Source organism: Chimaeribacter sp. YP20170169 (genome assembly GCF_056739715.1).
Map to the genome: position 1 here is coordinate 2,711,956 of NZ_CP176824.1, position 14,530 is coordinate 2,726,485.

Here is a 14,530-nt window from a genome sequence, read left to right on the forward strand (position 1 = left end):
CCCACAACACCCCACAAATAAAAATCCCCCAACTATTTCCTTACATAGCCAAGCATTGGCAAAAACGGTGGGGGCGTTAATCATTGCCGAGTGAAGTCGCAGGGCCGGGTGAGCGGGCAGGACGCCCACGAAAGGGCCAGCCGCGCCGGGAGCGCGTCTGGGCCGGCCCGCAAGCCCGGAGACGCAACGAGGGTCACCCGCGAGAGCGGGCAATGATTAGCCATTCACCCAAAAGCGCGCGGGTGCAGGGCCGGCAGGCCCTGCTCGGTTGAGGCGCAGGTGTACAGGTAGACAGAGGAACCCAAACAACCGAAACCCTGCTCCGGCCTGACGAGACCACAGGCAATAATAATGCTCCCGCGACACTCCACATATATAACGAACTCCCCTATTCCTTCCTCACATAGCAAAGGATTTGCACAATGGTGGGGGCGTTAATCATTGCCGAGTGAAGTCACAGGGCCGGGTGAGCGGGCAGGACGCCCGCGAAAGGGCCAGCCGCGCCGGGAGCGCGTCTGGGCCGGCCCGCAAGCCCGGAGACGCAGCGAGGGTCACCCGCGAGAGCGGGCAATGATTAGCCATTCCCCCAAAAGCGCGCGGGTGCAGGGCCGGCGCGCCGGCAGGCCCTGCTCGGTTGAGGCTCCAAGGCACAGGTAGACAAAGGAACCCAAACAACCGAAACCCTGCTCCGGCCTCAGCGAGGCCAAAAATAACCACGAAAGCCAAAGCAGAAAAAGACAGAGCCAAACTGAAGGTTAAACATGCCCGCGTGGTGCAGGCCCTGCTCGGTTGAGGCTCCAAGGCACAGGTAGACAAAGGAACTCGAACAACCGAAACCCTGCTCCGGCCTAGCGCGGCCACAGGCACCCGCCATGCCCACCCACAACACCCCACAAATAAAAATCCCCCCAACTATTTCCTTACATAGCTAAGAATTTGCAGAAACGGTGGGGGCGTTAAATCATTGCCGAGTGGAGTCGCAGGGCCGGGTGAGCGGGCAGGCCCTGCTCGGTTGAGGCGCAGGCGTACAGGTAGACAAAGGAACCCAAACAACCGAAACCAGTCTCCGGCCTAAACGGAGCCACAGGCACCCACGATGCCCGAAACCCTGCTCCGGCCTAAGCGAGGCCGCAAATCACCAAAGAAGCCAAAGTAGAAAAAACTAAAACAGAGGAGAAGACGCGTTACAACGGGAAATATAAGGGAATATAAGAAACAACGAGAGAATGCGTGATGGTGGGTCGTGCAGGATTCGAACCTGCGACCAATTGATTAAAAGTCAACTGCTCTACCAACTGAGCTAACGACCCGCTGTGCGGTTACTGCTGAGAAACTTTGTGATGGTGGGTCGTGCAGGATTCGAACCTGCGACCAATTGATTAAAAGTCAACTGCTCTACCAACTGAGCTAACGACCCATCAGGTACTGCTTACTTTTTTACACTTACCATCAAGAAGATGGTGGGTCGTGCAGGATTCGAACCTGCGACCAATTGATTAAAAGTCAACTGCTCTACCAACTGAGCTAACGACCCGCTGTGCGGTTACTGCGGTGGAATCAGGGCACCATCAGGAAGATGGTGGGTCGTGCAGGATTCGAACCTGCGACCAATTGATTAAAAGTCAACTGCTCTACCAACTGAGCTAACGACCCATAATTCCTTGCTGCCTTAACGCTTTACAAGTTGTCTTGGCAACGGCGGCATATATTACTTATTTATCTGGGCAGTGCAACCTGTATTTCTGAATAAAATTACTGATTGCTTGTTCTTCACCCGCTCGCGTCCAGAAATCAGGCGAAATGCCCAATTTCTGGACGTAAAATCTTACCCAAGTGCGGCAAGACGCTTCTGCGATTGCTTGGCGGCGTCCGTGTTCGGGTACTGTTTCTGTACCTGCTGGTAGACCGCTTTGGCCTTATCCTTCTGCCCTTTGTCCTGCATGATGACACCCACCTTAAACATCGCGTCCGGGCTTTTCGGCGACTTCGGGTAGTTTTTCACCACAACGGCATAATAGTAGGCCGCATCATCCTTCTTCCCCTTGTTGTAGTACAACTGCCCCAGCCAGTAGTTGGCATTCGGCAAATAGGTGGAGTCCGGATACTGCTTGATAAACGCCTGGAAGGCCGTGATCGCCTGATCGTACTGCTTCTTCTCAAGTGCCAGGGCTACGGCGTTGTTGTAATCGGTATTGGCATCGCCACTGCTGGCCGGTGCGGTGGGTGCACTGGCTGCGGGAGCGCTGCCTGCGGCGGCGGTACTGTCTGTCGCGGCGGCGGCAGGTGCGGCGGCACCCTGGCTGCTCAGGCTGTCGATCTGCTGGTAGATCTGCTTCTGGCGTTCGACAATCTGGTTGAGCTGATACTGGTTCTCCTGGATTTGGCCCCGGAGTGTATCGACATCGCGTTGAGAGTCAGCGAGCTGCTGCTGGAGTTGGGTTAAAAGTTGGCTATGCGCGTTGGAAATGCGCTCAAGCTGCGTGACACGGTCTTCCACCGAGCCAGAGCCGACACTACTGATTGGCGCCTGGGCAGTAGCGGCCCAGGGGGCCGCTACGCCAACCAGTAACGCCAGACTCACTAAGGAGTGTCTGAAGTTACTGCTCATGCGATGCTCTTAGTAAACCAGAACGGCACGACGGTTTTTGGAGTAAGCCGCTTCGTCATGACCCAGTACTGCCGGTTTCTCTTTACCGTAAGAAACGATGGAGATCTGGTCTTCAGAAACGCCTTTGCCTTGCAGGTACATTTTCACGGAGCTGGCACGACGCTCGCCCAGGGAAATGTTGTACTCCGGCGTACCGCGCTCATCCGCGTGGCCTTCGATGGTGACTTTGTAGGACGGGTTGCTGCGCAGGAAAGCGGCATGTGCGTCCAGCATCTGAGCGAAGTCAGAACGGATATCGTACTTGTCCAGATCGAAGTAAACGATGTTGTTGCGTTGCAGTTCTTGCATCTGAAGACGCGCTTGCTCTTCAGAAGACATGTTGCCTGCACCCGCGCTGCCGTTCTCCATCATACCAGTGCCGGCGCCCATACCAGATTGGTCATTGTTCGCGCTTTTGTTGGAGCTACATGCAGCGATAGCCATAACCGGCAATGCCAGCATCAGCCCTTTCAGCACTTTGTTCAGTTGCATCTCTTTGATCCTTTTATTGTTTGCCATACATATTTACACATGCATCACAGATACGGCGACCAGGCAGGGAATTTGACCTGTCCATCGGTAGCCGGAAGACGCGCTTTGAAACGCCCATCAGTCGAGACCAGCTGTAACACGGAACCCAGCCCTTGCGTGGAGCTGTAAATCACCATGGTGCCATTCGGTGCGACGCTAGGCGTCTCATCCAGGAACGTGTCCGTCAACGTTTGGACGGCTCCCGTTTCCAGATCTTGTTTAGCGATGTGCTGCGCTCCCCCATTGGAGCTCACCATTACCACGAATTTGCCGTCAGTACTGACGTCAGCATCCTGGTTTTGAGAACCTTCCCATGTCAGACGTTGCGGCGCACCGCCATTGATACTTACTTTATACAGTTGTGGACGACCACCCTGATCGGAGGTAAAGGCCAGGGTCTGGCTGTCCGGGAACCAGGTCGGCTCAGTGTTATTGTTGCGACCGTCGGTGACCTGGCTGATCTGGCCAGAACCGAGGTTCATCACATACAGGTTCAGGCTGCCGCTCTTGGAGAGGGCAAAGGCCAGCTTGCTGCCATCCGGCGAGAAGGCCGGCGCGCCGTTGTGACGCGGGAAGGAGGCAATCTGACGCACCGCGCCGTTGGCCAGGGTCTGTACCACCAGCGCTGAGCGGCCGCTCTCAAAGGTCACGTAGGCCAGCTTGGTGCCGTCCGGCGACCAGGCCGGAGACATCAGCGGTTGCGGCGAACGGTGCACCACGAACTGGTTGTAGCCGTCATAGTCCGCCACACGCAGTTCATACGGGAACTGGCCGCCATTGGTCTGCACCACGTAGGCGATGCGAGTACGGAAGGCGCCCTTGATGCCGGTCAGCTTCTCGAACACTTCATCACTGGCGGTGTGTGCCGCGTAACGCAGCCACTGTTTGGTCACCTTGTACTGGTTCTGCGCCAGCACGCTACCCGGTGCGCCGGAGGTGTCCACCAGCTGGTAGGTCACCAGATAGTTGCCACCAGCATCCGGCTGGATCTGGCCTACCACCACGGCGTCAATGCCCAGCGCCGTCCAGGCGGCCGGGGTCACTTCGGCAGCGCTGCCCGGCTGCTGTGGCATACGCGCGGCATCAATCGGGTTGAACTTGCCGCTGTTGCGCAGATCCGCGCCCACAATGGCACCAATCTCTTCTGGCGCACTGCCCGGGCCGGCCCACTTGAAGGGCACCACACCGATAGGACGCGCGGAATCCACGCCCTGGGTAATCTCAATGCGAACCTCTGCATGGAGCATAGTGGCCCACAACATCAAAAGGCCCATCGCTACTCGAAATGCCTGCTTCATTGTCTCTCCCTTATCTGGGCATTTTGCCCACGATAACTTAGCTGAATTTTAACTAACCCACGCCCACAAAACTAGAACATCACCCGTGACACTATAGTAAAAGTCTTAAAACTTGTTGCCTTATGCGATTAACGTGGCTTGAAGTCCAACGGCGCATTCTTAAAGGCTTCGTATACATCCTGGCTCGGTGGCTTCGGAATGCGTGCCTGACGGGCGGCGGCGATCGCTGCCTGACAGAGCGCCGGGTCGCCCCCCTCCGCCGAGATGCTGATCAGCAGGCCATCTGGCGCCAGTTTGATGCGCAGGTTACAGGTGCGGCCCTTGTAGCTCTGCCAGTCATAGAACTTGCTCTGGATGGCAGCCTGTACCTGGCTACCATAGTTAGCGAGATCCGCACCGGACGCGCCACTGTTCTTGTTTTTGCCCTGCCCTGCCGGGCCAGAGGCTTTGTCAGGCGTGCCGTTGGCACCGCCGCCAGATTTCGGCGCATTCTTCGAGGAGGCCAGTCCGCCGAACAGATCGTCCACGTCCTCACTCTGCTTGGCTGCGGCCGCAGCTTTCTTGGCATCTGCCGCTTTCTTGGCATCGGCGGCTTTTTTGGCTTCTGCCGCCGCGGCCGCTTTCTCTGCCGCCGCTTTTTCAGCAGCAGCCTGTTTGGCCTCTTCCGCTGCCTGCTTCTTCGCCTCAGCAGCGGCGGCTTTCTTGGCCTCATCTGCCGCCTGCTTTTTGGCTTCGGCTTCTGCCTGTTTCTTCGCCTCGGCTTCCGCCTGTTTCTTGGCGTCAGCGGCAGCTTTTTTCGCCTCTTCAGCGGCCTGTTTGGCTTCTGCTTCCGCGGCTTTCTTCGCCTCGGCTTCCGCCTGCTTTTTCGCTTCTGCCGCTGCGGCGGCTGCGGCTTTCTTCGCCTCATCCGCCGCCTGTTTCTTCGCGGCAGCCGCTGCAGCGGCTGCCTCTTTCTTCGCTGCCTCTGCCTGTGCTTTCGCCTCGGCAGCGGCGGCTTCCGCTTCTGCTTTCGCCTTGGCGGCAGCGGCTTCAGCCTGCTTCTGCTGCGCCTGAGCCTTGGCGGCGGCTTCCTGCGCCTGTTTCTGCTGCTCTGCCTGCGCCTGTGCCTGTTTGCGGCTCTCTTCCTGCGCCGCAAGGCGCTCTTTCTCGAGCTCTTTCAGCCGCTGCTGTTCGGCGGCCTGCTTCTGCTGCAACTCTTCCGCCTGCTGCTCAGCCTTTTTCTGGCGAAGCTGGGCGGCGCGCTGGGCATCTGTCTGCTGTTGTTGCTGGCGGTTATACTGCTCAACCACCGCGCCCGGATCGACCATGACGGCGTCAATTGCACTGCCGCCATCCTCACCGCCGCCACCACTGCTCATGGAGGTATCTTCGGCCAGCGAGCCCCAGATCAGCAGGGCAATCAATATGATGTGCAGCACCACCGAAACAATAACGGCGCGTTTTAGCTTATCGTCTTGCTCAGTTGCCTTTACCACAATAGATTCCCAAAACAGGATTACCAAAAAACAAGGTTTCCAACCGCCCTCTCCCTGCGCGTTGAAAACCCATATAAACGCCGGCCAACTGCCGGCAGGTGTCAGATCGGTTGTGTCATCAAGCCAACGGAGGTGACCCCTGCCTGATGCAACAGATTCAGCGCTTTAATAATTTCGTCGTAAGGCACCTCTTTGGCACCCCCAATCAGGAACACCGTTTTCGGGTTTGCCTTCAGGCGGGCGGCGGCTTCCGCCATCACCTGCTGCTCAGGCAGCTGCTCCATCCGCTGATGATCGGCCACTAGGGTGTACTGCCCTACCCCGGAGACCTCAACGATCACCGGTGGGTTATCATTGCTGCCAACGGCCTTGGAGTCCGTTGCGTCCGGCAGATCCACTTCCACGCTCTGGGTGATGATGGGTGCTGTCGCCATAAAGATCAGCAGCAGCACCAGCAACACATCGAGCAATGGAACGATGTTGATTTCCGATTTCAGTTCGCGACGACCGCGACGACCACGTGCCATCTTCTCCCCCTACCTTATTTGCTGTGCTCGCTGGAGAAGGCCTGACGGTGCAGGATGGCGGTGAACTCTTCCATGAAGTTGTCGTAATTTTGCTCCAGCTTGTTTACGCGCTGGTTGAGACGGTTATAGGCCATGACCGCCGGGATGGCCGCGAACAGGCCGATGGCGGTGGCGATCAGCGCTTCGGCGATGCCGGGCGCAACCATTTGCAGGGTGGCCTGCTTCACCGCGCCAAGGGCGATAAAGGCATGCATGATGCCCCACACCGTACCAAACAGGCCGATATAGGGGCTGATGGAGCCGACGGTGCCGAGGAAGGAGATGTGGTTCTCCAGCGTCTCCATCTCACGGTTCAGGGAGATGCGCATGGCGCGCGAGGCGCCGTCGATCACCGCTTCCGGCGCATGGCTGTTGGCGCGGTGCAGGCGGGCGAACTCCTTGAAACCGGCGTAGAAAATCTGCTCTGAGCCAGCCAGCGCGTCACGGCGCGTCTGGCTCTCCTGGTAGAGGCGAGAAAGCTCAATACCCGACCAGAATTTATCTTCGAAGGCCTCTGCATCACGGGTGGCGGCATTCAGGATGCGCGTCCGCTGGATAATGATCGCCCACGACACCACCGAAAAGCCGATCAATACCAGCATGATCAGCTTCACCAGAAGGCTGGCCTTCAAAAATAGATCGAGAATGTTCATGTCAGTCACTGCTTAAACTCCGCGACAATAGACTTGGGAAGCGCGATCGGCTTCATTTGGTGTGGGTCGATGCAGGCGATCAGCACCTCGGCGCTGCTCAGGAGTGTTCCCTGCTCATCGAAAATCTTCTGGACGAACGTGAGTGAGGCGCCGCGCAGAGCGGTAATCTCACTCTGCACTTCCAACAGATCATCCAGGCGTGCCGGGGCATAATAGTCCACCGTCATGCGGCGCACGGCAAAGGCGACGTGGTCAGCCAATAGCTGCTGCTGATAAAAGTGGTGTTGGCGCAGCATTTCGGTGCGCGCTCTCTCATAAAAGGCCACATAACGGGCGTGATAGACCACGCCACCTGCGTCTGTATCTTCGTAGTAGACACGAACCGGCCATCGGAACAACGTATTACTCACTCTACATCCCGCAATGCAATTAAACGCGCTTACTATACGCAATGGAATTAGTGTTTGGAATGGGTTGCCAGAGTTACAGAGAAATAATTATCGGTCCAGTCAGGGCGTTATAAATTAATGTAAATTATTAGCAAAAAAAAGTATCCCATAACCCGCGCCTGACGCCGCCTAAGGCGGCAAAAGGGGCCGTCTGGCCCCTCTTGCTTTTTACCCCTGTCAGTGGGTTTTTTTGGCCGTCTCACGCGCCTCATGGTGCTCCAGCGCCAGGGCGGTGATGATGCCGCATGAACAGGCCAGCAGCGTGCCGAGAATCCAGGCGAAATACCACATGGTGTGCTCCTTAATAGAGTGAGTGGGTATTGTTTTCAATAAAGGTTTTATCAACCCGGCCAAACATCTTGTAGTAGGCCCAGGCGGTATAACCCAGCACGATCGGCACGAAGATGATCGCCACCACCGTCATGACCTTCAGTGTCAGCAAGCTGGAGGTCGCATCCCACATCGTCAGGCTGACGTTCGGGTGGGTGATGGAGGGCATGACAAACGGGAACATTGTGACGCCGGTGGTGAGGATGATGCAGGCGATGGTCAGCGAGTTGCTGACGAACGCACAGGCGGCACGATCCAGCCGCGCCATCAGGATGGTCAGCAGCGGCAGCAGCACGCCGAGCGCGGGCAGTGCCCAGAGCGCGGGCATCCGTTCAAAGTTGAGCAGCCACGCGCCCGCCTGATGCGCCACCTCTTTGCGCAGCGGGTTGGACTCCGCCGCCAGATTGAGGCTGGAAGTCACCACGTAGCCATCAATGTCGCTCACCAGCCAGATGCCAGCCAGCAGGAAGGCGGCCATCACCACCAGCGCCGAGAGCTGGGTGGCGGCACGGCTGCGCAGGTGCAGTTGGCCGGTGGTGCGCATCTGCAAATAGGCCGCCCCCTGCGTGACCAGCATTGAGAGGCTGACCACGCCAGCCAGCAGGCCGAAGGGGTTGAGCAGCGCGAAGAAGCTGCCGGTGTAGTACAGGCGCAGGTACTCATCGATGTGGAACGGCACGCCCTGCAACAGGTTGCCGAACGCCACGCCAAACACCAGCGCTGGCACGAAGCTGCCGATGAAAATGCCCCAGTCCCACAGGTTACGCCAGCGGCGATCCTCCAGCTTGGAGCGGTAGTCAAAGCCGACCGGGCGGAAGAACAGCGAGGCCAGCACCAGAATCATCGCCACGTAGAAGCCGGAGAAGGCGGCGGCGTAGACCATCGGCCAGGCGGCGAACAGCGCGCCGCCAGCGGTGAGGAGCCACACCTGGTTGCCGTCCCAGTGCGGGGCGATGGCGTTGATCATGACGCGGCGCTCGATGTCGGTGCGGCCCAAAATGCGCAGCAGCACCCCGACCCCCATGTCAAAGCCGTCAGTGATGGCAAAGCCAATCAGCAGGATGCCAATCAACGCCCACCAAATCAGACGCAATACTTCGTAATCAAACATGCTGAGGCTCCTTACTGTGCCTGTTGCAGGGCCGGGGCGGCGTCAACGGCACCGGTCTCAAAGTGGTAACGACCCGTCTTCAGGCTGCTGGGGCCGAGACGGCCAAAGCGGAACATCAGGTACATCTCCACCACCAGGAACAGGGTGTAGAGGCCGCAGATCAGCCCCATTGAGAAGAGGATGTCGCCAGCGGTCAGGGAGGAGCTGGCCACCGCGGTCGGCAGCAACTCGCCGATGGCCCACGGCTGGCGGCCATACTCCGCCACAAACCAGCCCGCCTCTATCGCGATCCACGGTAGCGGGATGCCATAGAGCGCCAACCGCAGCAGCCAGCGCTGCTCACCGATGCGGCTACGCAGCACGCTGATAAAGGCCAGGCTAATCACCAGCAGCATCAGCACGCCACAGGCCACCATGATGCGGAAGGAGAAGTAGAGCGGCGCCACCTGCGGGATGGAGTCTTTGACCGCCTGCTTGATTTGCGCTTCCGTGGCATCGCTGACGTTGGGTGTATAGCGCTTGAGCAACATGCCGTAGCCCAGATCCTGCTTGCTGTCGTTGAAAGCGTCCCGTACCGAAGGATCGTTGTTGCCAGCACGCAGCGACTCAAGCAGCTGGTAGGCGCGCATACCGTTGCGGATGCGGGTCTCATGCTCGTCCATCAGCTCGCGCAGCCCGGCAACCGGTTTATCAACCGATCGCGTGGCGATCAGCCCCAGCAGTGCAGGAACCTGCACGGTGTAGTCATTTCGCATCTTCTCCTGATCGGGCAGGCCAAACAGCGTGAAGCTGGCCGGGGCGGGTTGGGTCTCCCACTCCGCTTCAATCGCCGCCAGTTTGGTCTTCTGCACGTCGCCCATCTCATAGCCGGACTCATCGCCCAGCACGATCACCGACAGCACCGCCGCCATGCCAAAGCTGGCCGCAATGGCAAATGACCGTTTGGCGAACGCCAGATCGCGCCCCTTCAGCAGGTAGTAGGCGCTGATGCCCATGATGAACATGGCACCAGTGCAGTAGCCGGCAGCCACGGTGTGGACAAACTTCACCTGCGCCACCGGGTTGAAGACCAGTTCGGCGAAGCTGACCATCTCCATGCGCATGGTTTCGTAGTTGAAGGTGGAGGCGACTGGGTTCTGCATCCAGCCGTTGGCGATCAGGATCCAGAGCGCCGACAGGTTGGAGCCGAGCGCCACGAGCCAAGTGACCATCATGTGCTGCACCTTGCCGAGGCGATCCCAGCCGAAGAAGAACAGGCCGACCAGCGTGGACTCCAGGAAGAAGGCCATCAGCCCCTCAATCGCCAGCGGCGCGCCGAAGATGTCGCCGACGTAGTGAGAGAAGTAAGACCAGTTGGTGCCAAACTGGAACTCCATCGTCAGGCCGGTGGCAACCCCCAGCGCGAAGTTGATGGCAAACAGCTTGCCCCAGAACTTGGTCATATCTTTATAGATCTGCTTGCCAGAGAGCACATAGACCGTCTCCATGATTGCCAGCAGGAACGCCATACCGAGCGTCAGCGGGACAAACAGGAAGTGGTACATGGCCGTCAGGGCAAACTGTAAGCGTGACAGTTCGACTACATCAAACATGGTGACCCCTTACGCAGTACGGGAGCGGCGCGCAGCGGCATCCGCCCCAGGACGTTGAGCTGTGAATATCATTTTAAAAGCGTGATGTCGAAAATAGACCCTGGCCGCCGACAGAATGCCGGACGGTTTTACCTTTAAAAACACAACAAAATTAACAAATAAATTACTTTCATTTGTGTGGTAATTATCTTACGCCTCCCCTTAGATGAAATAAATAGCCTGACAAGGGATGGCGGCTATTTTTGTTCACAGATCAAGTTTTTATTTTTACGCATATTTTGGATAATTGATCTAAATCAATAAAACCTCTGATAAACAAAAAAGCCTTTGCTTTTTTTGCATAACCCAAGGGCGAAGCGCTAGCAACCTTCACCCAATTTACTGATTAATATTCATTTTGTCAGAAACCTGTGAATGCAGAATCCTATAATATCGTTGCTGCTTATTCATTACCTGACAAATTATTATTTGACGATTCCTTTAATTCATGACAAGTGAGGATGTGTATTATTGACAGAAAATTGTGGGCGATTATATTCTCACGCGCCAATTACCCCTGGAAACTGGAAAATAATCGGAAATACATCCAATGAAGATAAAAAAATATAGCCTTATATTGTTGGCAGCTCTATTTTCTCTGCCAGTCATTAGTTACGCGCATAATGACAGCGGATATAGCCATGATGTCAATATTATGGATTATAGCCAAAGCGACTGGATGGCCAAACTGGATAATTACACCCCGTTGGGAGAATTGGTGATCCCTGGCACCCACGACTCCGGCTCGCGCTACGGCGGTGCGGCTGTGGCCAATCAGGTCATGACCATTGACCAACAGTTGCGTGCCGGCATCCGATTTTTAGATATCCGCGTGCGCCATATCGATGACAGCTTCGCCATCCATCACGGGTTTGTTTACCAGAAGATGAATTTCAATGACGTGATGAAACAGGTGACCGAATTCTTGAGCGCTCATCCGACCGAAATTGTCTTCATGCGCCTGCGGGATGAATATGATGGCAAGTCCACCAATAGCATTCATAGCGCCAATGAGACGCTGGATGAATATCTAGCACAATATGAGAAGTGGATCAGCCACCCTGACAAAGCCTACTCGTTGGAGACGGTGGGCGCGCACCGCGGCCAGATCTATTTCCTCTGGGACAATCTCCGCCCCCAACGTACCCTGACCTACGGGCAGTTCTTCGGCCAGCAGTTGCAGGATGCCTATCATGTCAAGACCAACTGGGATCTCTATGGCAAGTGGGAAAAGGTTAAGGCTTTCCTTGAGGCGAGCCAGCACTTCAGCGGCCAGCAGATCGCCCTCAACTATCTGAGCGCCTCTGGCGGCTCCTTCCCCTACTTTGTCGCCAGTGGCCACTCCAGCAGCGGCACCAGCGCCCCGCGTCTCGCCACCGGCCTGACCACGCCGGGCTTCAAGCACCGTTACCCGGACTTCCCGCGCGTCTCCTGCTTCCTCGATATCTGCACCATCGCCTTTGAGGGCACCATCGCCTTTGAGGGCACCAACACCTTGACGAAAAACGCCCTGAACAATCGCCCGGACATGAAGCCGCAGGGCATCATCGCGGCGGATTTCCCCGGCAAGGGACTGATTCAGGCGATCATCAATAAAAATTGCTTTGTTAAGTAGCCAGCGACTGATCACGAGACTGGCGGCGACCGCCTATAAAAAAGGCCACCCGAGGGTGGCCAATATGTCGAGCTACTAAAACTCAGTTCAGCAGTGACTTCACGGCTTCGCCGATGTCAGCCAGGCTGCGGACGGTTTTCACGCCTGCCGCTTCCAGCGCTGCGAATTTGTCGTCTGCGGTGCCTTTGCCACCGGCAATGATGGCGCCCGCATGGCCCATACGCTTGCCTTTCGGCGCGGTAACGCCCGCGATGTAGCCCACCACCGGCTTGGTGACGTGCTCTTTGATGTAGGCTGCCGCTTCCTCTTCCGCGTTGCCGCCGATTTCACCGATCATCACGATCACTTCAGTCTGCGGGTCTTCCTGGAACAGCTTCAGGATGTCGATGAAGTTGGAGCCTGGGATCGGGTCGCCGCCGATGCCGACGCAGCTGGACTGGCCGAAGCCGTAGTCCGTGGTCTGCTTGACCGCTTCATAGGTCAGGGTGCCAGAGCGGGAGACGATGCCCACTTTGCCCGGCTTGTGGATGTGGCCCGGCATGATGCCGATTTTGCACTCGCCTGGGGTGATGACGCCCGGACAGTTTGGCCCGATCATACGCGCGTCGGTCTGTTCCAGCTTGGCTTTCACCACCAGCATGTCCAGCGTCGGGATGCCTTCAGTGATGCAGATGATCAACTTAATGCCAGCGTCCAGCGCTTCCAGAATGGAGTCTTTGCAGAACGGGGCTGGGACGTAGATAACAGAGGCGGTAGCGCCGGTCTGCTCAACCGCTTCACGCACGGTGTTGAATACTGGCAGGCCCAGATGCTCGGTGCCGCCTTTGCCCGGCGTCACACCGCCGACCATCTGAGTACCGTAGGCGATCGCCTGCTCGGAGTGGAACGTCCCCTGGCTGCCGGTGAAGCCCTGGCAGATAACTTTGGTCTCTTTATTGATTAAGATGGACATTATTTCCCCTCCACTGCCGCAACAACTTGCTGAGCCGCATCCGTCAGGCTGGTCGCAGCAATGATATTCAGGCCGCTGTCAGCCAGACGAGTGGCTCCCAGTTCGGCGTTGTTCCCTTCCAGACGCACCACCACCGGCACGCTGACACCCACTTCAGAGACCGCGCCGATGATGCCGTCAGCAATCAGGTCGCAGCGCACAATGCCGCCGAAGATGTTGACCAGCACCGCTTTCACCTTCTCATCGGAGAGGATGATTTTGAACGCCTCGGTCACGCGCTCTTTGGTCGCGCCGCCGCCAACGTCAAGGAAGTTGGCCGGTTCGCCGCCGTGCAGCTTCACGATGTCCATGGTGCCCATCGCCAGACCTGCGCCGTTCACCATGCAGCCGATGTTGCCATCCAGCGCCACATAGTTCAGCTCCCACTGTGCCGCGTGCGCTTCACGCGCGTCTTCCTGGCTCGGGTCCTGCATTTCGCGCAGTTCCGGCTGGCGGAACAGAGCGTTGCCATCCGCGCCCAGCTTGCCATCGAGGCAGACCAGATCGCCCTGCTTGGTGATCACCAGCGGGTTGATCTCGATCAGCGCCAGATCGCGCTCCAGGAAGATGTTTGCCAGACCCATGAAGATCTTGGTGAACTGCTGAACCTGCTTGCCGCTCAGGCCCAGCTTGAAGGCCAGCTCGCGGCCCTGATACGGCTGCGGCCCGGTCAACGGGTCGAGGGCCATTTTGTGGATCAGGTGCGGGGTCTCTTCCGCCACTTTCTCGATCTCCACGCCACCTTCGGTGGAGGCCATGAACACCACGCGGCGAGAGCTGCGGTCAACCACGGCGCCCAAATAGAGCTCTTTCTCGATGTCGGTCGCGGCTTCCACCAGGATCTGGTGAACCGGCTGGCCATTGGCGTCCGTTTGGTAGGTCACCAATTTTTTGCCCAGCCACTGCTCAGCGAAAGCACGGATCTCTTCCTTGCTTTTCACGACCTTCACGCCGCCCGCTTTACCGCGGCCGCCGGCGTGTACCTGGCACTTCACCACCCACGGGCCGGCGCCAATTTTGGACGCCGCTTCTTCCGCCTCGCGCGGGGTGTTGCAGGCGTAACCGGTCGGTACTGGCAGGCCATACCGTGCAAACAGCTGTTTTGCCTGATACTCGTGTAAGTTCATGATCTTCTATCCATTCAGGTCTGAAAGATTCAGCCGCCCCACCAGCCCGTCGTGGGCCAGGGCACGGCCAGATGAAAGTATCGGGCGCCAGCGTGGCGCCCGTTTG

13 protein-coding genes and 4 tRNA genes are annotated in these 14,530 nt (G+C 57.6%); 1 reads left to right on the forward strand and 16 read right to left on the reverse strand.

Going from position 1 to position 14,530, the window contains the following annotated elements; genetic code table 11:
• Nucleotides 1-1,234: 1,234 nt before the first annotated feature.
• From ACK3SD_RS12310 to cydA, 14 genes are all read right to left on the reverse strand, one after another.
• Nucleotides 1,235-1,310: transfer RNA gene (locus ACK3SD_RS12310), tRNA-Lys, on the reverse strand.
• Between the two features lie 31 nt (nucleotides 1,311-1,341).
• A tRNA-Lys gene (locus ACK3SD_RS12315) sits at nucleotides 1,342-1,417 on the reverse strand.
• A 41-nt stretch (nucleotides 1,418-1,458) separates the two neighbouring features.
• Nucleotides 1,459-1,534: transfer RNA gene (locus ACK3SD_RS12320), tRNA-Lys, on the reverse strand.
• A 43-nt stretch (nucleotides 1,535-1,577) separates the two neighbouring features.
• Nucleotides 1,578-1,653 (reverse strand) — tRNA-Lys (locus tag ACK3SD_RS12325).
• 172 nt (nucleotides 1,654-1,825) lie between these two features.
• Nucleotides 1,826-2,608, reverse strand: a complete 783-nt coding sequence (gene cpoB, locus ACK3SD_RS12330) for a cell division protein CpoB (RefSeq protein ID WP_481125679.1) — start codon at nucleotides 2,606-2,608, stop codon at nucleotides 1,826-1,828.
• A 9-nt stretch (nucleotides 2,609-2,617) separates the two neighbouring features.
• Nucleotides 2,618-3,139: a peptidoglycan-associated lipoprotein Pal gene (pal, locus tag ACK3SD_RS12335; RefSeq protein WP_137763831.1), complete on the reverse strand. Its 522-nt coding sequence runs from the start codon at nucleotides 3,137-3,139 to the stop codon at nucleotides 2,618-2,620.
• 44 nt (nucleotides 3,140-3,183) lie between these two features.
• Nucleotides 3,184-4,476 carry a Tol-Pal system beta propeller repeat protein TolB gene (tolB, locus tag ACK3SD_RS12340; RefSeq protein WP_137763832.1) on the reverse strand — a complete coding sequence of 431 codons (1,293 nt, stop codon included), beginning with the start codon at nucleotides 4,474-4,476 and terminating at the stop codon, nucleotides 3,184-3,186.
• Between the two features lie 128 nt (nucleotides 4,477-4,604).
• Nucleotides 4,605-5,951 (reverse strand): cell envelope integrity protein TolA, encoded by a 1,347-nt coding sequence (gene tolA / locus ACK3SD_RS12345; protein ID WP_481125680.1) that lies wholly within the window; start codon nucleotides 5,949-5,951, stop codon nucleotides 4,605-4,607.
• Between the two features lie 101 nt (nucleotides 5,952-6,052).
• Complete coding sequence (gene tolR, locus ACK3SD_RS12350) at nucleotides 6,053-6,478, reverse strand: colicin uptake protein TolR (protein ID WP_137763834.1); 426 nt, start codon at nucleotides 6,476-6,478, stop codon at nucleotides 6,053-6,055.
• A gap of 14 nt (nucleotides 6,479-6,492) precedes the next feature.
• Entirely contained in the window at nucleotides 6,493-7,179 is a 687-nt protein-coding gene (gene tolQ, locus ACK3SD_RS12355; protein WP_137763835.1) for a Tol-Pal system protein TolQ, read from the reverse strand.
• Nucleotides 7,176-7,580, reverse strand: coding sequence for a tol-pal system-associated acyl-CoA thioesterase (gene ybgC, locus ACK3SD_RS12360; protein WP_137763836.1), 405 nt, complete (start codon nucleotides 7,578-7,580; stop codon nucleotides 7,176-7,178). The genes tolQ and ybgC overlap by 4 nt, the downstream gene beginning before the upstream one ends.
• Before the next feature lie 216 nt (nucleotides 7,581-7,796).
• Nucleotides 7,797-7,910 carry a cytochrome bd-I oxidase subunit CydX gene (cydX, locus tag ACK3SD_RS12365; protein ID WP_137763837.1) on the reverse strand — a complete coding sequence of 38 codons (114 nt, stop codon included), beginning with the start codon at nucleotides 7,908-7,910 and terminating at the stop codon, nucleotides 7,797-7,799.
• Between the two features lie 10 nt (nucleotides 7,911-7,920).
• Nucleotides 7,921-9,060, reverse strand: a complete 1,140-nt coding sequence (gene cydB, locus ACK3SD_RS12370; RefSeq protein ID WP_481125681.1) for a cytochrome d ubiquinol oxidase subunit II — start codon at nucleotides 9,058-9,060, stop codon at nucleotides 7,921-7,923.
• An 11-nt stretch (nucleotides 9,061-9,071) separates the two neighbouring features.
• The gene (gene cydA, locus ACK3SD_RS12375; RefSeq protein ID WP_481125682.1) at nucleotides 9,072-10,652 is read right to left on the reverse strand and encodes a cytochrome ubiquinol oxidase subunit I; all 1,581 of its coding nucleotides are present in this window, start codon (nucleotides 10,650-10,652) and stop codon (nucleotides 9,072-9,074) included.
• 694 nt (nucleotides 10,653-11,346) lie between these two features.
• On the opposite strand from cydA, the gene ACK3SD_RS12380 reads away from it, so the two are divergent.
• Complete coding sequence (locus ACK3SD_RS12380; protein WP_481125683.1) at nucleotides 11,347-12,306, forward strand: phosphatidylinositol-specific phospholipase C; 960 nt, start codon at nucleotides 11,347-11,349, stop codon at nucleotides 12,304-12,306.
• Nucleotides 12,307-12,388: 82 nt separating this feature from the next.
• Here ACK3SD_RS12380 and sucD read toward each other — a convergent pair whose 3' ends face one another.
• Both sucD and sucC read right to left on the reverse strand, forming a co-directional pair.
• Nucleotides 12,389-13,258: a succinate--CoA ligase subunit alpha gene (gene sucD, locus ACK3SD_RS12385; RefSeq protein ID WP_137763841.1), complete on the reverse strand. Its 870-nt coding sequence runs from the start codon at nucleotides 13,256-13,258 to the stop codon at nucleotides 12,389-12,391.
• Nucleotides 13,258-14,424 carry an ADP-forming succinate--CoA ligase subunit beta gene (sucC, locus tag ACK3SD_RS12390; RefSeq protein ID WP_137763842.1) on the reverse strand — a complete coding sequence of 389 codons (1,167 nt, stop codon included), beginning with the start codon at nucleotides 14,422-14,424 and terminating at the stop codon, nucleotides 13,258-13,260. Before sucC ends, sucD begins: the two co-directional genes overlap by 1 nt.
• Nucleotides 14,425-14,530: the final 106 nt, after the last annotated feature.

Bases quoted from the DNA above. Each gene is read 5' to 3' on its own strand.
- sucD (WP_137763841.1), bottom strand. From the start codon at position 13,258: ATGTCCATCTTAATCAATAAAGAGACCAAAGTTATCTGCCAGGGCTTC.
- tolB (WP_137763832.1), bottom strand. From the start codon at position 4,476: ATGAAGCAGGCATTTCGAGTAGCGATGGGCCTTTTGATGTTGTGGGCC.
- cydX (WP_137763837.1), bottom strand. From the start codon at position 7,910: ATGTGGTATTTCGCCTGGATTCTCGGCACGCTGCTGGCCTGTTCATGC.
- ACK3SD_RS12380 (WP_481125683.1), top strand. From the start codon at position 11,347: ATGGATTATAGCCAAAGCGACTGGATGGCCAAACTGGATAATTACACC.
- pal (WP_137763831.1), bottom strand. From the start codon at position 3,139: ATGCAACTGAACAAAGTGCTGAAAGGGCTGATGCTGGCATTGCCGGTT.
- tolR (WP_137763834.1), bottom strand. From the start codon at position 6,478: ATGGCACGTGGTCGTCGCGGTCGTCGCGAACTGAAATCGGAAATCAAC.
- cpoB (WP_481125679.1), bottom strand. From the start codon at position 2,608: ATGAGCAGTAACTTCAGACACTCCTTAGTGAGTCTGGCGTTACTGGTT.
- cydB (WP_481125681.1), bottom strand. From the start codon at position 9,060: ATGTTTGATTACGAAGTATTGCGTCTGATTTGGTGGGCGTTGATTGGC.
- cydA (WP_481125682.1), bottom strand. From the start codon at position 10,652: ATGTTTGATGTAGTCGAACTGTCACGCTTACAGTTTGCCCTGACGGCC.
- sucC (WP_137763842.1), bottom strand. From the start codon at position 14,424: ATGAACTTACACGAGTATCAGGCAAAACAGCTGTTTGCACGGTATGGC.